This is a genomic window from Aestuariispira ectoiniformans, assembly GCF_025136295.1.
Classification (GTDB): Bacteria; Pseudomonadota; Alphaproteobacteria; order UBA8366; family Aestuariispiraceae; genus Aestuariispira_A; species Aestuariispira_A ectoiniformans.
Genome location: NZ_CP062788.1, coordinates 420,797 through 438,885 on the forward strand (window position 1 = coordinate 420,797; position 18,089 = coordinate 438,885).

General features: G+C 59.5%; 17 protein-coding genes and 1 tRNA gene. 10 read left to right on the top strand and 8 right to left on the bottom strand.

Going from position 1 to position 18,089, the window contains the following annotated elements:
* Positions 1 to 130 precede the first annotated feature (130 nt).
* The 3 genes from IF205_RS02025 to IF205_RS02035 all read left to right on the top strand — a co-directional run bounded on the left by IF205_RS02025 (position 131) and on the right by IF205_RS02035 (position 3,531).
* Positions 131 to 709, top strand: a complete 579-nt coding sequence (locus IF205_RS02025) for a TetR/AcrR family transcriptional regulator (protein WP_259781622.1) — start codon at positions 131 to 133, stop codon at positions 707 to 709.
* On the top strand, positions 706 to 3,249 hold the full coding sequence (locus IF205_RS02030) for a PEP/pyruvate-binding domain-containing protein (RefSeq protein WP_259781623.1): 2,544 nt from the start codon (positions 706 to 708) through the stop codon (positions 3,247 to 3,249). Before IF205_RS02025 ends, IF205_RS02030 begins: the two co-directional genes overlap by 4 nt.
* A gap of 87 nt (positions 3,250 to 3,336) precedes the next feature.
* A complete protein-coding gene (locus IF205_RS02035) occupies positions 3,337 to 3,531 on the top strand; it encodes a hypothetical protein (RefSeq protein WP_259781624.1) in 195 nt (64 codons plus the stop codon).
* Between the two features lie 60 nt (positions 3,532 to 3,591).
* On the opposite strand, the gene IF205_RS02040 is transcribed toward IF205_RS02035, so the two are convergent.
* From IF205_RS02040 to IF205_RS02060, 5 genes are all read right to left on the bottom strand, one after another.
* Complete coding sequence (locus IF205_RS02040; RefSeq protein ID WP_259781625.1) at positions 3,592 to 3,969, bottom strand: gamma-butyrobetaine hydroxylase family protein; 378 nt, start codon at positions 3,967 to 3,969, stop codon at positions 3,592 to 3,594.
* A 3-nt stretch (positions 3,970 to 3,972) separates the two neighbouring features.
* Positions 3,973 to 4,179 (bottom strand): Trm112 family protein, encoded by a 207-nt coding sequence (locus IF205_RS02045; RefSeq protein WP_259781626.1) that lies wholly within the window; start codon positions 4,177 to 4,179, stop codon positions 3,973 to 3,975.
* Positions 4,180 to 4,235: 56 nt separating this feature from the next.
* Complete coding sequence (locus tag IF205_RS02050; protein WP_259781627.1) at positions 4,236 to 4,889, bottom strand: LON peptidase substrate-binding domain-containing protein; 654 nt, start codon at positions 4,887 to 4,889, stop codon at positions 4,236 to 4,238.
* 59 nt (positions 4,890 to 4,948) lie between these two features.
* Positions 4,949 to 5,860 carry a thioredoxin family protein gene (locus IF205_RS02055; protein ID WP_259781628.1) on the bottom strand — a complete coding sequence of 304 codons (912 nt, stop codon included), beginning with the start codon at positions 5,858 to 5,860 and terminating at the stop codon, positions 4,949 to 4,951.
* A 64-nt stretch (positions 5,861 to 5,924) separates the two neighbouring features.
* Entirely contained in the window at positions 5,925 to 6,449 is a 525-nt protein-coding gene (locus IF205_RS02060; RefSeq protein ID WP_259781629.1) for a prolyl-tRNA synthetase associated domain-containing protein, read from the bottom strand.
* A gap of 209 nt (positions 6,450 to 6,658) precedes the next feature.
* On the opposite strand from IF205_RS02060, the gene IF205_RS02065 reads away from it, so the two are divergent.
* The 3 genes from IF205_RS02065 to IF205_RS02075 all read left to right on the top strand — a co-directional run bounded on the left by IF205_RS02065 (position 6,659) and on the right by IF205_RS02075 (position 9,089).
* Positions 6,659 to 6,733: transfer RNA gene (locus IF205_RS02065), tRNA-Gly, on the top strand.
* A 213-nt stretch (positions 6,734 to 6,946) separates the two neighbouring features.
* Positions 6,947 to 7,147: a hypothetical protein gene (locus IF205_RS02070; protein ID WP_259781630.1), complete on the top strand. Its 201-nt coding sequence runs from the start codon at positions 6,947 to 6,949 to the stop codon at positions 7,145 to 7,147.
* 316 nt (positions 7,148 to 7,463) lie between these two features.
* Positions 7,464 to 9,089, top strand: coding sequence for an inverse autotransporter beta domain-containing protein (locus tag IF205_RS02075; RefSeq protein WP_259781631.1), 1,626 nt, complete (start codon positions 7,464 to 7,466; stop codon positions 9,087 to 9,089).
* Between the two features lie 16 nt (positions 9,090 to 9,105).
* Here IF205_RS02075 and IF205_RS02080 read toward each other — a convergent pair whose 3' ends face one another.
* A complete protein-coding gene (locus IF205_RS02080) occupies positions 9,106 to 9,486 on the bottom strand; it encodes a hypothetical protein (protein WP_259781632.1) in 381 nt (126 codons plus the stop codon).
* A 418-nt stretch (positions 9,487 to 9,904) separates the two neighbouring features.
* Between IF205_RS02080 and IF205_RS02085 the strand changes: the two genes are divergently transcribed.
* Complete coding sequence (locus tag IF205_RS02085) at positions 9,905 to 14,734, top strand: NAD-glutamate dehydrogenase (RefSeq protein ID WP_259781633.1); 4,830 nt, start codon at positions 9,905 to 9,907, stop codon at positions 14,732 to 14,734.
* 79 nt (positions 14,735 to 14,813) lie between these two features.
* Positions 14,814 to 15,416, top strand: a complete 603-nt coding sequence (locus IF205_RS02090) for a BON domain-containing protein (protein ID WP_259781634.1) — start codon at positions 14,814 to 14,816, stop codon at positions 15,414 to 15,416.
* A 15-nt stretch (positions 15,417 to 15,431) separates the two neighbouring features.
* Here the strand turns inward: IF205_RS02090 and IF205_RS02095 are convergent, their stop codons facing one another.
* Positions 15,432 to 16,322: an aldose 1-epimerase gene (locus IF205_RS02095; protein ID WP_259781635.1), complete on the bottom strand. Its 891-nt coding sequence runs from the start codon at positions 16,320 to 16,322 to the stop codon at positions 15,432 to 15,434.
* A gap of 160 nt (positions 16,323 to 16,482) precedes the next feature.
* On the opposite strand from IF205_RS02095, the gene IF205_RS02100 reads away from it, so the two are divergent.
* Both IF205_RS02100 and IF205_RS02105 read left to right on the top strand, forming a co-directional pair.
* Positions 16,483 to 16,818: an ArsR/SmtB family transcription factor gene (locus IF205_RS02100; protein WP_259781636.1), complete on the top strand. Its 336-nt coding sequence runs from the start codon at positions 16,483 to 16,485 to the stop codon at positions 16,816 to 16,818.
* A gap of 4 nt (positions 16,819 to 16,822) precedes the next feature.
* Positions 16,823 to 17,323 (top strand): SRPBCC family protein, encoded by a 501-nt coding sequence (locus tag IF205_RS02105; protein WP_259781637.1) that lies wholly within the window; start codon positions 16,823 to 16,825, stop codon positions 17,321 to 17,323.
* Here IF205_RS02105 and IF205_RS02110 read toward each other — a convergent pair.
* Positions 17,313 to 18,086 (bottom strand): substrate-binding periplasmic protein, encoded by a 774-nt coding sequence (locus IF205_RS02110; RefSeq protein WP_259781638.1) that lies wholly within the window; start codon positions 18,084 to 18,086, stop codon positions 17,313 to 17,315. The genes IF205_RS02105 and IF205_RS02110 overlap by 11 nt on opposite strands.
* Positions 18,087 to 18,089: the final 3 nt, after the last annotated feature.

Here is an 18,089-nt window from a genome sequence, read left to right on the forward strand (position 1 = left end):
AGGTAAACTTTCCACAAGAGTTGCTAATATAGCAATCCTTAATTGATTTTCTGATTAACAATTCCCTCCCTTGACTCTTTTAGACTCTAGTCTAAATTAGACTGTAGTCTAAAATTGAGTGGAATTGGTTATGGGGCGGAAATCGTCGAAAGAGGTGATCCTGGATGCGGCTTTCGAGCTGGTCGAGGAGGTTGGTTATGACGGGGCGACCATTGATGCGATTATCGCACGGGCGGGGATCGCGCGCGGCACCTTCTATTACAATTTCAAAAGCAAGGAAGCGGTGATTGTCGCGCTGGCGCGGCATAAGTTCCGGCCACTGGCAGAGCAGGTGGAGGCAAAACTGGCAAGCGGGGCCAGCCCGCTGGATGCGCTGGAGGTGATGGTCGGGCAGACCATGCAGTGGAATCTGGACCATCCCCATTTCGCAGAGGCACTGATCCGCTGCAGCCAGACGGAACTGGGCAAGAGCCTGCCGCCGGACCCGAATAACCCCGCCTCTTTCCGTAGCTTCGTTGCCGGGTTGATCGCCCGCGGGCAGGAAGAGGGCAGCATTCGCAACGATACGCCCGCCCAGATGCTGGCGGTCATGCTGACCTCGCTTTTGCTGCACGGGATTGCCGCCTGGCTTTATGCACCGACCAAGCCGGACCTGCAGGTCTGGGGCCAAAAGGCCCTGCAGCTTTTCTGGGAAGGATGCCGGAAATGACCCTGACAGCCTATACCCCCGAAGAGGCCTTTGCCGCAGGCGAGGCACAGGTCGGCGGCAAGGCCTTTGGTCTGGCGCGGTTGCACCGCTACGGTCTGCCCGTGCCCGCTATGCTGACGCTGGGCGCCGGGTTCTATCACCATGTCATGCAGGACACAGCCATTGCCGAGGCCTTGGCTGCCGTTATCCGGACAAAGGGCGAAGGTTCCAACTCATTGGCGCGGCTTCGCGAGGCGCTGCGGGTCCATCTTTTTTCCGACGAAGAAAAGGCGGCCCTGCAGGCGGCTTTGCACAGTGCCGGTCTGGCGGGTCTGCCGCTGGCGGTGCGGTCCAGCGCCATTGGCGAGGACGGTGCGGAGGCCTCCTTTGCGGGCATCCATGAAAGTGTGCTGCATGTGGACGGGCCGGATGCCCTCCATGCCGCCATTCTGGAGGTTTTTGCGAGCCTGTGGACGGAAACGGCGGTGGGTTATCGTCTCGCCAAGGGCTTTGCGCTGGACGGCGTGCCGATGGCGATTGTGGTCTGCGCCATGACACCCACGCCCAAGGCCTCCGGCGTGGCCTTCACCGCCGATCCGCTCACCGGGCGGCGCGACCGCTATGTGATCGAGGCGACGTCGGGCTATGGCGATGCACTGGTGCGCGGCCAGGTTCAGGGGCATCGCCATGAAATCCCTATCGACGAGACCAACCAACTGCAGCCCCCGCAGGAGGGCGATAGCCTGCTGACCGCCGGAGACCTGGCAACGGTTTCACAGGCGCTGACGCTCGCCCATGACTGTCTTTGCGATGGGGACGAGGCGCTGGACTTCGAATGGGTCTACGACGGTGCGGCAGTGACCTTCGTGCAGGTGCGTCCGGTAACCGCCCTGCCAACGCCCGGCCTGCCAAGCCTGCCGGGGCAGAACATCATCTGGAGCAACGCCAATTTCAAGGAAGTCCTGCTACCGATCCCGAGCCCCATGGGCTGGGCCATGGCCAAGGGCAGCATTCCGCTGCTGATCACGACCCTGCCAAAGAAGGCGGGCTATACCATGCCGACCGGCCTGCCGCTGATACGGCGGCTCAAGGGGCGGCCCTATCTCAATATCGCCAATCAGCAATGGATCTGGTTCGACGGTTTCGGCGCGCCGCCCGCCAATATCAACCGAAGCCTGGGCGGCCATCAGCCGGAAATCCGCCTGCCGGACGGGCCAACCCCGCTTCCGGTAAAACTCAAACGGCTGTGGCGAATGATCCGGCTGGGGGCTTTCCTGACCAAAAAGGGCAAGACACTGGCCGCCCGAGCCGATGCCCTGATCGCGGAGGCCCGCACCTTCCGCAGCCGCGACCTAGGCGAGCTAAGCGATGAGACGCTGAAGGAGCTGACTTTCGAGCAGTATCAGCGCTTTGCCGGTTTCTTCGACGATTTCTCCGCCTCCTCCGGCATCTGCGGCGGCACGCTGACCATGTTCCAGAACGCGCTGGATAACCTGCCGACTGAGGACGACCGCGCAATCCTTCAGGGCCTGCTCTCCGGTGGGAAGGTGGACAGCGCCGAACATGGCCGCCGCCTGCGGGAACTGGCGGCGCTGGCGCGGGACTGCAAAACCGCGCAGGCCATTCTGACGGCGGGTGCGCTACCCGCCCCCCTGGGCGGCAGTGCTTTTGAAGTGGCACTTGCCGCCTATCTGGATGAATTCGGCCATCGCGGGCTGGGTGAAACCGACATCAGTAAACCACGCTGGATAGAAGAGCCGGGCTATCTCCTGGATCAGATCAGGCTGATGGTTGACCGGGAGGATCGTGACCTGCCCGGCAACCGGGCCCGGCAGGCCGCCGAAGAGGCATTGGCCCGCCTGCCCCGCCGCCAGGGCAAGCGGCTCGCCGCCGCGGCGGAGAAGGCCCGCAACGGCATGGCCCTTCGCGAAAAGGCGAAATCAGCGCTGATTGCCGGGGTGGAACCCGCCCGGCGCATCCTGCTGGAAATCGGCAACCGTCTGCAGTCGCGGGGCGTGCTGGACAGCCGCGACGATATTTTCTGGCTGACCTTCAACGAGTTGACCGCGTTGCAAGAGGGAGTTTGGTCCGACGCGGCCCCCAACTATCTGATCGCCGACCGCAAGACCCGCTATGCCGCCTGGGCGGAAGAAACACCACCGGATGTCTTTGAGGAAAGCACAAGCGGCACGGTGATCACCGCACAGCCCGGCCCCGCAACACGGAAAAACGGGAAGAACGGCCAATGGCAGGGCATGGGGGCCTATCCGGGCCGCTATACCGGCGTCGCGCGCATCCTGACCCGGCCCGAAGACGGCCATCGCCTACAGCAGGGTGACATCCTGGTCGCCCCCACCACAGACCCGGCCTGGACGCCGATCTTTCTGCAGGCGGGCGCGCTGATCATGGAAACGGGCGGGGCGGTGTCCCACGGGGTGATCGTCGCACGCGAATACGGCCTGCCCACCGTGGTCAATATTCCCGGCATCGTGACCGCGCTCAAGGACGGGGAGACGGTGACCATCGACGGGGCGGCAGGCACTATTTCGCGTAGCGCCTGATCATTTTTCATCTAATGGTTGTATATAGAATGGGAGCGTGATAGACTTTTTTGTATCGGCTCCCTACCGACGAGTGAAACGATGTCTGTGAGTGCTTTATCTTCCTATACGTCTGCCGCCTATGGACCTTCCGGCGTGTCGACGCATGATATCGCCCTGACAGCCGCCCAAAGCCAGATGCTGCAGCAACTGCAGCAGGTGGAGGAGTTGTTGGCACAGACAACAGTAAATTTGGCCACCAACCGCAATGGTGCGGGACAAATGGTCAACCTCCTGACCTGAATAGCATGGCCGGTCTCCCACCGGTTCCCCAGTTCAGGCCCATTTTGAGACTTGTGTGCTTCAGGGATCGCGGCTTAGGCCGCGGTCTTTGAGCGCGTCCAGATAGGCCTGCCAGCGCTTTTCATAATCCCGGCCCAGTTCGTAGAGATAACGCCAGCTATAGAGGCCGGTGTCGTGCAGGTCGTCGAATTTGATACGGACCGCGTAATTACCCACCGCCTCCAGTTCCATGATCCCCACATGGCGGCGTCCGCCAACGGTGATTTTCTGGTCCGGGCTGTGGCCCTGCACCTCGGCGCTGGGGCTTTCCACGCGCAAATATTCCGCCGGCAGGGCAAAGCTGCTGCCGTCGTCGAAATCCACCTCAAGGATCTTTTCTTCCTTTTTCAGGCGGATTTCCGTCGGCCAGGCCTTGGTCGAATATTTGTCTTCGGCCATGGCTTACAGCGGGGATTTCTTTTTGAGATCGTCCAGCGGAATTGCCTCATCCGACAGCATGATCGGAATGCCGTCGCGGATCGGGTAAGCCAGGCCGGACTGGTCGGAAATCAGCATCTGACGCTCGCGGTCATAGCGAAGCGGGTTGCGGGTGCCGGGCTCCACCAGGATTTCCAGCAGTTTCGGGTCGATGGGCGAGTGTTCTGTCATAACGCCTTTTTACTCTTCAATTTTTGTGAGGTCCAGCACAGGAAACATCCTGCGACCTATTGCGGCATATGCCCGTTGAGGCCGATATCGGCAACCGCCATATCAATCAGCGCGCCCAGGACTTTTGCCCGTTCTTCCAGCGAGTTCGCCTCCAAAAGCGCCTGTTTTTCCGCGATCGGGAAAGGGCAGATCATGGAAAGAGCCGTGACCAGATGTTCGTCCGGCGCATCGCGCAGCGCATCCCAATCCAGCTTGAGCCCGTAATGTTTCAGGAAGTCGGGCAGATGGGCGAGGATCGTGCCCCGGTCGATGCTGCCTTCCGAGGGCACCAGATCGTCGCGATAGGCGCGCCAGTCCGCCTGCGCCATCCGGAAACCGCCTGCGGTAATCATTTCGGACTCGATATTAAAACGGGAAACGCCCTTCAGGGTGATGAGATAGCGCCCGTCCATCTCTTCCTCGAACTGCACGATGCGCCCCGCGCAGGCGACCTCATAGACCGGCGGATTGCCGTCCAGGCCGTCATTAGTGCGGGGCTGGACCATGGCGATCATACGGCCATGGGCCATCGCCTCCTCCACCATGGCGATATAGCGCGGCTCAAAGATATTGAGCGGCAGAAGGCCGCGCGGCAAAAGCAGGACACTGGGCAGGGGAAAGAGCGGTATACTTTTCGGCAACTGATCGAACGCCGGATCAAATGCACTCATACCGTTCTTCTCCCTCTCCCGTTGAGATCGTTACTTTGCCGCCTATCCTACCCCAGCTTTTAGGAAAACAGAATGGAGGAAAGGCGGCGGCGGCCCTTGAGGGTTACCGGATCGGTCGGCCCCAGGGCCTCGAAGAATTTCAGAAGCTGCATCCGGGCAGCGTCTTCATTCCATTCCCGGTCCTTGGCGATCACATGGAACAGATGATCCATGGCCTCTTCCGCCTGTGCGCCTGCAAAGAGCGCCACAGCCAGGTCGATCCGCGCCTGGAAATCATCGGGATCGGCCGCGATCGCCGCCTGCAGCGCCGGCAGCTTGCCCTGGGCTTCGGCAGCCTCACCGGCCAGTTCCATGGAGGCACGGACGGCAACAACCCGCTGATCCTTCTGCACCTCGTCGGACAGTTGGTCCAGAAGCTGGGTCGCCGCATCCGGCTGCCCTTCGTTGATATAAAGCTGCGCCAGACCGACAGCGGCTTCCACACAGGTCTGATCATGGTTCAGGATCTGGGTATAAATTGAGGCCGCAGCCTGCAGATCACCAGCCTCTTCAGCCTGCTGCGCCTGTTCCAGGGCCTGTTCGATCGGATCGGGGCCCGCCTCGCCGCCGGACATGGTGATCAGCTTTTCAGCAAAGCTTTTGATCTGGCTTTCCGGCACCGCGCCCATGAAACCGTCGACAGGGCGGCCACCGACGAAACCGAAAACGGCCGGGATCGACTGCACGCGCAACTGCTGGGCGATCATCGGGTTTTCATCGATGTTGATCTTGACCATACGGATCGCGCCGTTTGCCGCCTTGACCACCTTTTCGAGCATCGGGCTCAACTGTTTGCACGGGCCGCACCAGGGCGCCGAGAAATAGGCGATTACCGGCGTGGACTGGCTGGCTTCCATCACGTCCTTGCCGAATTCGGCATCGGTGGTGTCCATAATAAGATTGGCGGTATTTGCGCCGATCATCGTATCCATTGTCTGTCTCGCTTTCGCGTTAAACTCGGGTCAGGCCAAAGACGTTGATATCGCGGCCCGACTATTATTCCGCTGCCTCATCGGCAGGTTGATCGAAATCCAGAACCACAGGGTCATACCCTTCTGCCGACAGGAAAGATAGCAAATCCTGCGGTGTCACGGCAGTGGTCCGGTCATTGCGCAGGGGATGGGCGTTGACCAGTTCTTCTTCCAGAATGGCCTTGTCCAGCACCACGGTCACCCGGCGTTCCACGTCGTTGATCACAGCAAGCGGGGTGACAGAGCCCGGCTCCACCCCCAGAACCTCCATCAGCAGTTCCGGCTTGCCGAAGGAATAATTGCCGCTGGACCCTACGCGTTTACGCAGGTCCTTCAGGTCCACGTCGCGATCCTCCTCGACTGTCGCCAGGACCAGGTTCTTCTTCTTGTCGCGCAGGAACAGGTTCTTGATATGCGCGCCCGGCATCTCGCCGCGCCCTGTCTGGCTTTCACCTACGGTATAAACCCGCTCATGCTCATAGGTTCGATGGGCAATGCCCAGCTCGTCCAGGCGGGCGAAAAGGTCGGTATCGGTTTTCGGGCTGTTCATGGTTTGGTCGGTCCCATCCTGCCATCTTAAACAGTGTATTTCCTGGGCAATAAATAGCGTCGCATCCGCCCAAATTCAACGAATCCCTGGCTTTTTTAGAACAGGGCAAAAAATTTCAGATTTTTTGCACAAATCCGCTTGCCAAACCCAATTCTATGCGTATTATCCGCGCCGCACCGCACGGAAGACCACATGGTCGGACGCGCAGCGCGGGCGTAGCTCAGGGGTAGAGCGCAACCTTGCCAAGGTTGATGTCGTGAGTTCGAATCTCATCGCCCGCTCCATCAAAAGCCCGACGGACCGCCGTCGGGCTTTTGCTTTTTCTGTCGGATTTCCTGCCACTTTCCCCGGTATAATCTGCCCAGCCTGATAGCTCCGGCCATTCCGTTCTCCCGAAAAACCCCTCCAATCCTTTGATATCTACCGATATCAGGCCACTTGGCACGGCTGATGCGTAGCTTTCCTTGAGAGAGCACGCATTGAAGAGGAGACGAGAGATGCAAACTCAATTCAGCAATACCGAGGCTTTCCATGCCTTCCTGATCGCCAATGGTGTTGCCAATGATCAGGAAAGAGAACGCAGCGACCGTTGGGACCAGTTAGTCAAACAGGCCAACGACCTGACCGACGACCTGAGCCTGGACGAAGACCTGGAGGGGATCAGCCTGGAAGACTGGGAACGCTGGTACGACCACTAACCCCCGATTTTCCCGTCCCGCTTCACAAACCGCACGATCCTCATGCGAGGATAGCGCGATGGGGTAAAATGATAAATCGTGCGAAATTGATAAAGAAAAGCAGTGGCTTGAACGAATAGCCCTCGCTAAGCTCCATCCCAAGCCGACGGTCTCAAACGGCCACAGCGCGGCACGGGGGATATGAAATCCTGACGACAAATGCGCATGCACATGCTGCCGTTGACCCGGCAGGTTTTTGGTACGCCCTAAATTTGTCACCCGAAACCGCGCGGACGATAAGACCCGTTGGCTCAACACTGTTCTGGGGTGCGGTTTTATGGGTTGGAACGCGAAGTCATATCTTGTTGGGGTTTTACTGGGCACAACTGTCCTGTCGTCCATTCCGGCACAGGCGGAATCCAAATGGGGGCCGCATATCGACCTGGAGGGCAAGCTGGGCACGGACCGGAACATTGGTGAGGCCGATCTGTTCATGCCGCTCTGGCAGGATGACGACACGCTGTTGTTCGGGAACTTCCGCGGACGCCTCGACGATAATGACAGCCATGAAGGCAACTATGGCATCGGCCTGCGCCAGATGCTCGACAACGGCTGGAACCTGGGCGGCTACACCTATTTCGACCACCGCAAAAGCCCCTATGGCAATTCCTTCAACCAGATCACCGTCGGGGCGGAGGCACTGTCCTTCGACTGGGACCTGCGCGCCAATGCCTATCTGCCCGTCGGCCAGAAGGCCCATGCGGAAGACAGCCTGGACGAGGTCAGTTTTTCCGGCGGCGGCATCATGTATCGCGCGGGCGAGGAACGCGCCCTTCGCGGTTTTGATGCGGAAATCGGCTGGCGCGTGCCCGTCTTCGGCGAAGACGCCGGACAACAGCTTCGCCTCTATGCAGGCGGCTATCGCTTTACCGAGGATGAGGCGGACACCGTGCAGGGTCCTCGCGGGCGTCTCGACCTGACCTTCGACGCGGTGCCTTTCCTCTGGGAGGGGTCTCGCCTGACCCTGGGCGCGGAGGTGCAGCACGACAGCCCGCGCGGCACGCAAAGCTTTGCCCAATTCCGCTTGCGTATCCCGTTACAGATATTCAGTTCTGCCCCGAAGACCCGCCTGACGGCAATGGAGAAACGGATGGCCGACCCGGTCATCCGCGACGTTGATATTGTCAGTCAGGCGGTCACCACCGGGGCCGCAGAGGAAATCACCAAGACCGCCGACGGCCAGACCCTGGCCGTTGTCGACAGCGCTGCGACCACAGGCAATGACCTGGCCGCCGCCGTCGCCGCTGCCGGGGCCAATTCCACAGTCATTCTCAATGGCGCATTTAGCAATGTGACGACCCGCGTCGACCTGCAGCAGGGTCAGACCCTGATGGGGGCCGGCAGCGTCGACGTCAAGACACCGTCGGGCAAAACCGTCACGATTGCCACCCCCGGCGGGTCGCTGTCCGGCACGGGCACCGTGACCACCTCCGGCGGCAACTATTCACAGTTGATCGGCATGGCCGACAACAGCAGCCTGATCGGGGTCACCGCCCATTCCGTGGCAAGCGGTACAACCGCCGCCCTGACCGTGACCATAGACAATGCCACCGGCGTCACCATTCAAAACAACACGCTCAGCTCCAACGCGGACAGTAACACGAGCACCCCGGTTCATATCATAAACGGTTCCTCCAATATCACCGTAACCGGCAATACTCTTTCGGCAAATGGCACGACCGGGCACGAAGTCATCGCCGGGATGGCATCCCTTGGAACCAATACACTCGTATTTTCGAACAACAGCATAACCGCATCCGGCACAGGCAATCACCGGAGCCAGTTGCTGCAAAATACAACAGGACTTTCGGGTAGCGGCAATGTGACCGACGGCAGCAACTGCCGGGACTTCGGCGGCAACACCGGCTCCATCAGCTTTACCAATGGCACAACCTGCCCGTAGCCGTGTGAGAAATCGTCTAGCTGTTTTCCCGGATAAAGCCTTCCAGATCAGTAAAGTGATCGGGTAGCTCAAACTCTGCGGCGTCAACAAAATCGACTTTGCCGTCACCAACCAGCGTTACGAGAACGCGCGCCACAGCCGACCCCAACGCCTGCCACTGCTTTTTCGCACGGATCAGATCACTTGGCCGCCCGTAGAGAAACATGGTGGAGATCGGACCGAAACAGACATAGACGTAACCGGCCCGGCACAGGCGGACCCATTCGGTCATATCGCCCTCACCGAAAGGCGCAGTCTTTTCCTCACCGGCAACAACAGGGCGCTGTTGCTGGAGCGTATTATCAGGTGCAATCCACGCCCGGTAAGAGGCGTTCTGGACCAAAAACCTATGTGACATTTCCCCGCCCTTGTCGAAGTGACAAGCCTTTTGCCCCCGTAACGCCAGCCAGCGCTACTTACAGCCGGGAGCCCCTTAATAATACACGCAAAACGTGAATTTTACTACATGGAATTGTATCGTTTTCACAAAGCGAAATAATCACGGAACCCGCATTTTCCCGGCTTTTGCCGGATAAAGCCTTCTGCGATGGCAACTAAATCTGTTTTTACAGTAGGTTCCACCTTTTTTCCGCTGGCGTTTGGCACTAAGGTAGGTGGTACCAAGCAAAACAAGGGAACTGGAGACGGTCTCAGCAATAGCTGCAATGACAAGGCACAGGGGTAGACGCGTGCCGGTCTCTCTACTACGTAACGTCGTGTAACCCTGTCATCTTGCCGGGCCGCCTGCGGTAACCCGTCGCGGGAGATTGCTCAAAATGGCACAGCGGACTGAAACGCTGAAGGAAGAGTTACTGGAAAAGACTGCGGCGCTCGTCGCAAAAAGAATGTCCGGCGAAAAAGCCCGGGCAGCACAAAAATTCGTCGAACACTACTATCGAAACGTCCCCCCGGCAGACATGGCGGAACGCGACCCCGAAGACCTCTACGGGGCTGCAATCTCTATCTGGACCTGGGGCCAGAACTGGACGGATGACGAACCGAAGATCCGGGTCTACAACCCGCGCTTCGACCAGCATGGCTGGCATTCGACCCATACGGTCATCGAAATCATCAATTTCGACATGCCGTTCCTGGTGGATTCCGTCACCATGGAACTGAACCGTCAGAACCTGACGGTGCATCTGGTGGTTCATCCGGTTTTCCACGTCACGCGCGACAGTAACGGCAAGACCACCCATTGCGTGGCCGGACGCAAGGAAGACAAGGGCCGTAATGAATCCTTCATGCATGTGGAGGTGGATGAACAGACCCTTCCCCAGGCCCTGGAGGCCATCGAGGAAGGCCTTAACAAGGCGCTGCATGATGTCCGGTCTTCGGTCGAAGACTGGCCGAGCATGCGCGACAAGGCCATGGGGCTCGTCAAGGAACTGAAGCGGAAGGCCCCGAAGGGCATCGAGAAGGAAGACGTCGACGAGACCATCGCCTTCCTGGAATGGATCTATGACGACCATTTCACCTTCCTCGGCTGCCGCGACATCACCTATAAGGGGTCGGGCAAGAAGGCGCAGATGGTTGTTCAGGAAGGCTCCGGCCTCGGCGTTCTGCGCGCGCCGGAGACCCAGGTCTTTGCAGGCCTGCGCAATCTGGGCGACCTGCCGGAGGAAGTCCGCGAGACGATCTTCCAGCCGGAAATGGTCCGCATCACCAAGGCCAACAACCGGGCAACCGTCCACCGCCGTGTCCATATGGACACGATTGCCATCAAGCATTTCGACGCCAAGGGCAAGCCGGTTGGCGAGACCCTGTTTGTCGGCCTGCTGACGTCGGTCGCCTATAACCAGACCCCGATGCAGATCCCGCTGCTGCGCCGCAAGGTCGATGCGGTCGTCGATGCATCCGGCTATGATCGCGGCGGACACAGCGCCAAGGCCCTGATGCATGTGCTGGAATCCTATCCGCGCGACGAGCTGTTCCAGATCGACGTGCCACGCCTGAGCGCAATTGCGACCGGGATCGTCCACCTGCAGGAACGCCAGCGCATCGCGCTTTTCCTGCGGCCGGACCCGTTCCAGCGTTATGTATCCGCGCTCGCCTTCGTGCCGCGCGAACGTTTCTCCACAACGCTGCGCAAGAAGATCGGCGCCATTCTGGCCAAAGGTTTCGGTGGCTCGATTGCCGCCCATTACACTTATATGTCGGACGAGGCGTTGAGCCGCGTGCATTTCATTATCCGGACCACCCCCGGTGAAGTGCCGGACTACGACCCGGATGAGATCGAACAGCGCGTTATCGACGCCGGACGCACCTGGGAAGACCGCCTGCGCCAGACGCTGACGGAGACGTTGGGCGAGGAAACCGGCCTGCATATGTACCGGCGTTATGCCGAGGGTTTTTCCGTCGGCTACAAGGAACGGTTCAACGTCCAGATCGCCATGTCGGACCTGGAACGGATCGAACGGGTGATCAAGACCGGCGAGGCCGCCGTCAATCTGTATCAGCCGATCGAATCCGAAGAACACCAGCTTCGCTTCAAGATCTATAACTATGGCGGGGCCATGATCCTGAGCGAGATCATGCCGATGCTGGAAAACATGGGTGTGAAGGTGCTGGAAGAAGCGCCCTTCGACGTCCATCCAGTGGATACCGACAGCCATATCGTCATCCACGATTTCCAGCTTGAGACCGCCAACAAGCAGCCCGTCAACTTCCAGGCGATCCGCGATGCCTTCCACGAAGGGTTCAAACGCGTCTGGGTCGGCGAGGTGGAAAACGACGGCTTCAACCGCCTGATCCTGTCCGCCGGGCTGGAATGGCGGGATGTGGTTGTCCTGCGCGCCTATTCCAAATACCTGCGCCAGGCGGCGATCCCCTTCTCCCAGGACTATATGGAAGAAACGCTGGCCCGGAATGCAGACCTGGCGGCGGATATCGCCAAACTGTTCCGGGTACGCTTCGACCCCGAGGCCCAGGACGAAAGCGGCAAACGCGAAGACGGGTTGATCAATGTGATCAACATCAAGCTGGATATGGTGGAAAACCTCGACGAGGACCGTATCCTGCGCCGTTTCCTCAACATCATCCAGGCAACGCTCAGGACCAACTTCTACCAGTTGGACGGCGATGACAGCTACAAGCATTATGTGGCATTCAAATTCGCCAGCCGTCAGATCGAGGAAATTCCGCAACCGGCGCCGCTGCGCGAGATATTCGTCTACAGCCCGCGCTTCGAGGCGGTCCACCTGCGCTTTGGCATGGTTGCCCGTGGCGGCTTGCGCTGGTCCGACCGGCGTGAGGATTTCCGGACCGAGGTCCTGGGCCTGGTCAAGGCGCAACAGGTGAAAAACGCGGTCATCGTGCCGGTGGGGTCCAAGGGCGGTTTTGTCCTGAAGAAAGCCCCGCCACCCTCCAACCGCGAGGCTTTCCTGAAAGAGGGCATCGCCTGCTATCAGACCTTCATCCAGGGCATGCTGGACATCACCGACAATCTGGTTGGCGATAAGGTGGCCCCACCGAAACAGGTGGTGCGCAAGGACAGCGATGACCCCTATCTGGTGGTTGCCGCCGACAAGGGCACGGCCACATTCTCCGACTTTGCCAACGAAATCTCCATCCGGAACAATTTCTGGCTGGGGGATGCCTTCGCGTCTGGCGGTTCGGCAGGTTATGACCACAAGAAAATGGGCATTACCGCCCGTGGCGCCTGGGAATCCGTCAAACGGCATTTCCGGGAAATGGGCCACAACACCCAGACCCAGCCCTTCACCGTTATCGGTGTCGGCGACATGGGCGGCGACGTCTTCGGCAACGGCATGCTGTTGTCCGAACAGATCAAGCTGACCGCGGCCTTCAACCATCTGCATATCTTCATCGATCCCGATCCGGACCCTGCAAGCGGCTTTGCGGAACGCAAACGCCTGTTTGAAGAGGTGAAGGGCTGGGACCAGTATGAAAGCAAGCTGATTTCCAAGGGCGGCGGTGTCTTTGACCGCAAGTCGAAATCCATCGAACTGACGCCTGAAATCCGCAAGATGCTGGATATCGATGCCAAGTCGCTGACGCCCAATCAATTGATCAGCGCCTTGCTGAAATCCAAGGTGGACCTGCTCTGGTTCGGCGGTATCGGCACCTATATCAAGCATTCGGACGAATCCAATGCCGATGTCGGTGACCGCGCCAACGACGGCCTGCGTGTCGATGCAAGCGAGTTGCACTGTAAGGTGATCGGCGAGGGTGCAAACCTGGGCATGACCCACCGCGCGCGTATCGAATTCGCCCAGAATGGCGGCCGTGCGAACACGGATGCCATCGACAATTCGGCTGGCGTCGACTGCTCCGACCATGAGGTCAATATCAAGATCCTCCTGGGCGATGTGGTCAGCCGCGGCGACATGACCGAAAAGCAGCGCAATGTGCTGCTGGAGGAAATGACCGAGGAGGTCTCGGCCCTGGTCCTGCGGGACAACTACCAGCAGACGCAGTCCATCTCCATGACGCAGGCGCGCGCAGCATCCGAACTGGACCGGCATCAGCGTATGATCCGGTCGCTGGAACGGGCTGGTCATCTGAACCGCAAGCTGGAATTCCTGCCGGATGACGAGGAAATCGCCGACCGCCTGCAGGCCCAGAAGGGTCTGACCCGGCCGGAACTGTCGGTGCTTCTGGCCTATGCCAAAAACGTCGCCTATCAGGAACTGCTGGAATCCGATTTGCCGGACGATCCGCTGCTGCTGGAGGATCTGGAACGGTATTTCCCGCATCAACTGCGTGAACGCTACTTGTCCAATATCCACAGCCACCGTCTGCGCCGGGAGATCATCGCAACGGCCGTGACCAACTCGATGATCAACCGGACGGGGCCAAGTTTCGTAAACGAAATGAATGTGCGCACCGGCATTTCCTCACCGGAAATCGCCCGTGCCTTCACCATCGTGCGCGAAGTCTTCGGCCTGCGGGACCTGTGGGTGCAGGTAGAGGCACTGGACAACCATGCCTCTGCGGATATCCAGAACCTGATGTTGCAGGAAACCGGGCGCACCATCACCCGGATGACCGAATGGTTCCTGCGCAACGAGGAACATCCGCTGGATATCGCCCGGAATATCGAGACCTACCAGAGCGGTGTGCAGACCCTGCGCTATCATCTGGAGGATATTCTGGGGGATGTGGCGCTGACCGCCTTGCATGAACGCACCCAACGTTTCATCCAGACCGGTGTGCCGTTGGAACTGGCCCAGTCCATCGGACAGTTGAAGGTGCTGTCCAGTTCCTGCGACGTGGTTCGTCTGGCCGCCCAGGCCGATCAACCCGTGATCGAGGTCGGGGCGACCTATTCCGCGGTCGGTGCCCGTTTCGGCATGGATTGGCTGCGGTCTGCCGCCAACCGTATCCCGGCGGACAGCCAGTGGCATCGCATGGCGCTGGGCGCGATCATCGACGACCTCTGGGGCCTGCAATCCGACCTGACCGCCCGCGTGTTGCGCGACGGGGAAAGCGGCCAGGAAGCAATCGAGACCTGGATCGACCGGCGTCGGGAATCCGTCGACAGGATCGACCAGTTGCTGGGTGAACTGAGCAATCTGCCACAGCTTGACCTCGCGATGCTGGCCGTGGTCGGCCGGGAAACCCGTAATCTCGTGGTAGGATAACGCGATGCATATTCTTGCCATAATCAGGATGCAGCCTACGTAGAAGAGTAGGTTCATCGCTTCGGGAAGGAATTGGACAATGGCCGTCACCGCAAAACGCAATCAACGTCTTTGGACGCGGATCATGCTGTTGGTCGGGACGGCCATTGCCGTTCCCGCCATCAATGCCTGTTCCCCGGTGGCCCCGGTGGAAATGGCCGTCGAAGACCGCAGCGGCGGCGACATCAAGGACGATACCGAGATCAAGGCGGGCATCATCGCCGATATCAACAACCGCATGGGCACCGGCATGGCCGCCAGCCTGAATGTGGATGTTTACGAACAGGTGGTGATGCTGACCGGCGAGGTTGAAACCGATGCCGATTTCCGCAAGGCCGAAAGCATCGCCCGCGCCCATCCCGGCGTGCGGCGACTCTACAACGAAATCCAGGTAGTCCCCGAAGGCACGGACGCCGAGGGAAGCTGGATCGACGATGTGGTGGTAAAGCAGAAGTTCTATGGCAAACTGGCGACCACCGCCGGCGTCAATCACACCAACTGGCGTTACCGGTCCGTCAACGGCGTTCTTTACCTGTTCGGACGATCCCTCAGCCAGGGCGAAATGGACAGGGTGCTTGCCATCGCCAAGGACACCGAAAACGTCCGCCGTGTCGTCAACCACGCCTTCGTGCGGCCGAAATAAACATCTCCAGACCGGTCAGCCAGCCGCCTGTGCCGCCAACGCCATGGTCAGGGTGAGTTCTTCACCGGGCGGAAGCTGGCGCCAGCCGGTGTTGCCGCCCCAGTCACTATCCTGGCGGTTGGCCGCATCGGTCATATGGGTGACCGGCTCGACACAGAAAAATTCCTCTCCCTTCGGGCTGTAGACCACCACGTGGCTCGCCAGCCCGTTGGAGGTCATGGTCATCCGGCGTCCGTCGGCCCAGGACAATTGCGCCTGCCCGTCCCAGCCGTCGAAACAGTTGTCCAGACCTTCCCGCAAACGCTTGCCACCGGCAAAGTCCGTCAGGACCGGATGATGGATATTCCGCCGAACCGGCATACAGAATTTATCGGTTTCATGGATCGCCGCCACATGCATGCGGACCGCCGCCGGAACGGCCTTGGCAAAAAAGGGATGCAGGCCCAGACCCAGCGGCATGGGCGTTTCCGCCTGATTGGTCACGGACAGGCTGATACTAAGCCGCCCTTCGGTCAGCGACACAACCTGTTCCGCACGAAAGGCCCAGGGCCAGGCATCAGGTTCATGAGTGTAGGCGAGCGTCACACTATCCACATGCTGGGCCGCGACCGCCCAGGGCCGCCAACAGCCAAACCCGTGGATCGCATGGGGTTCCGGCGGAAAGTTGAGCGGCAGTTGAATCTCCTGCCCATCCTGCTTAAACCGCCCGCGATCAATACGGTTGGAAAAAGGCACCAGGGGATAACAGGCGCTTTGCAGGGCATCTTCGCCCTCCAGAGGCCGCAACCAGTCCGTTACTTCGCCGCCCGGGCTGTACTGGCGGAAATGACTGAGGCAGCCGCCCAGGTCCGGGCGCAGGCCCACCGACCAGTCACCAACGCGAATGTCCAATTTGTTGCGATCCATGAAGGCACCCATCCCAACTGTCTATAAGTGCGACTATAGACCTGCGCCAGCCGTCAAGCCAGCCGGGAGCCACCACAACAGGATATGTGGCGACCTAATACTTAGCCAATTGTGAAAGTTTTTATTGACGAACGTCCTGTGCTGCATAATACTTTCCCACATGGCTAAGTTTTCAACCGATCTCAATAAAGCTTTTTCCGCACTCGCAGACCCGACCAGACGGGCGATCGTCAGTCATTTATGTGACGGGCCAAAATCTGTGAGTGAGCTTTCAGAGCCATTCGGACTGGCTCTGCCGTCGCTGCTCAAACATGTACGCGTGCTTGAGCAGAGCGGGCTTATCAGTTCCGAGAAAACCGGGCGCGTTCGAACCTGCAGGATCGAGCCGGATGCCTTTCATGCAACAGAAGCGTGGATACATCAGCATATCTCGTCCTGGGAAAAGCGCCTCGATCGCATGGAAGCCCACATCGGCCGCATGAAAAGGAAGACTTAAGACGATGAGCAATCCATTCAACACCACCGCCTCCCCCTGGCAGGACTGGCCTGTCGATCAGGAGATTGTCCTGAGCCGCGTAATCGATGCCCCACGCAGTCTGGTCTACGCCGCCTGGACGGACCCGGATCAGATACAGGAATGGTTCGGGCCCGACGGCATGGTGATCGAAACCCGGGAAATCGACCTCACCCCCGGTGGGATCTGGCGCTTTGACATGATTGCTCCCGATGGCACCTGCTACAGCAACCGGATGGTTTTCCTGCGTATGGAGGAACCGGCATTCATCGAGGTCGAGCATGGATCAGATCAGGACAACGACCCCGGCAGGTTCAGAATGCTCGTCACCTTCGACGAACAAAACAACGGCAAGACCGTCCTGACACTCCGGCAGATGCACCCGTCCAAGGAGCAGCGGGAAGAGACGATTGGCTTCGGCGCTGTCGAATATGGCGGGCAGACACTCAGGAAACTGGCGCTCCACATTGAAAAGATCAGGGGTTGAGCGAAGGGGTCTGCCAATCCTGCAGGCCATAGCGGGCCAAAATGGCCTGCAGGCGGCCATCCCGACGCATCTGCCTCACCGTATCGGACAGAAGACGCGCATAATCCGACGCCTCTTCCAGGTCTGGCGGGAAGGCAATAAAGGCCTCTTCATATTTCACCGATTTCGGCGACAGGGACACATCCGCCTGCAAATGCATCCTCTCAAGCTGATAGCGGGCGACGGATACCTCCGCGACAAAGGCGTCGATACGGCCCAGAACCAGTTTCCTGATATTGGTGCGCAGGGCGTTGTCCCCGCCAACCACATCCACAAGAGCATATGTCTCCAGCGCCTCGGTCAGGTCGCCATAGTCATAGCCGCGTATGGCCCCGATCCGCATGCCCTTCAGGCTTTCCGGCCCGCCATACCGCCAGTCGTTGTCGGCGGACACAAAAATGGCATTACCGCTCAGCCCCAGCGGTTCATCGGGAAAAACAAAGTCTGGTGCATCCCCGCGAAAGGCCCCGACAATCCCCTGGAAATGCCCGCGGCGCGCCTCGCGAACCGCCCGCGCCCAGTTGATCAGCCGATAGGTCACTTTATGACCGGCAGGGGTAAAAGCAGCCTTCGCAATGTCGATCATATAGCCGGGATGTTCGCTATCGGGATAACAGTTGTAGGGACACCAGAGGTCGGCCACGAGAATGATGTCCCTCGCATCCGCGCGGGAGAAGGGCGTGGTCAGCGCCACCAGAAGCAGGGTTATGGCAAAAAGCCTCATGAA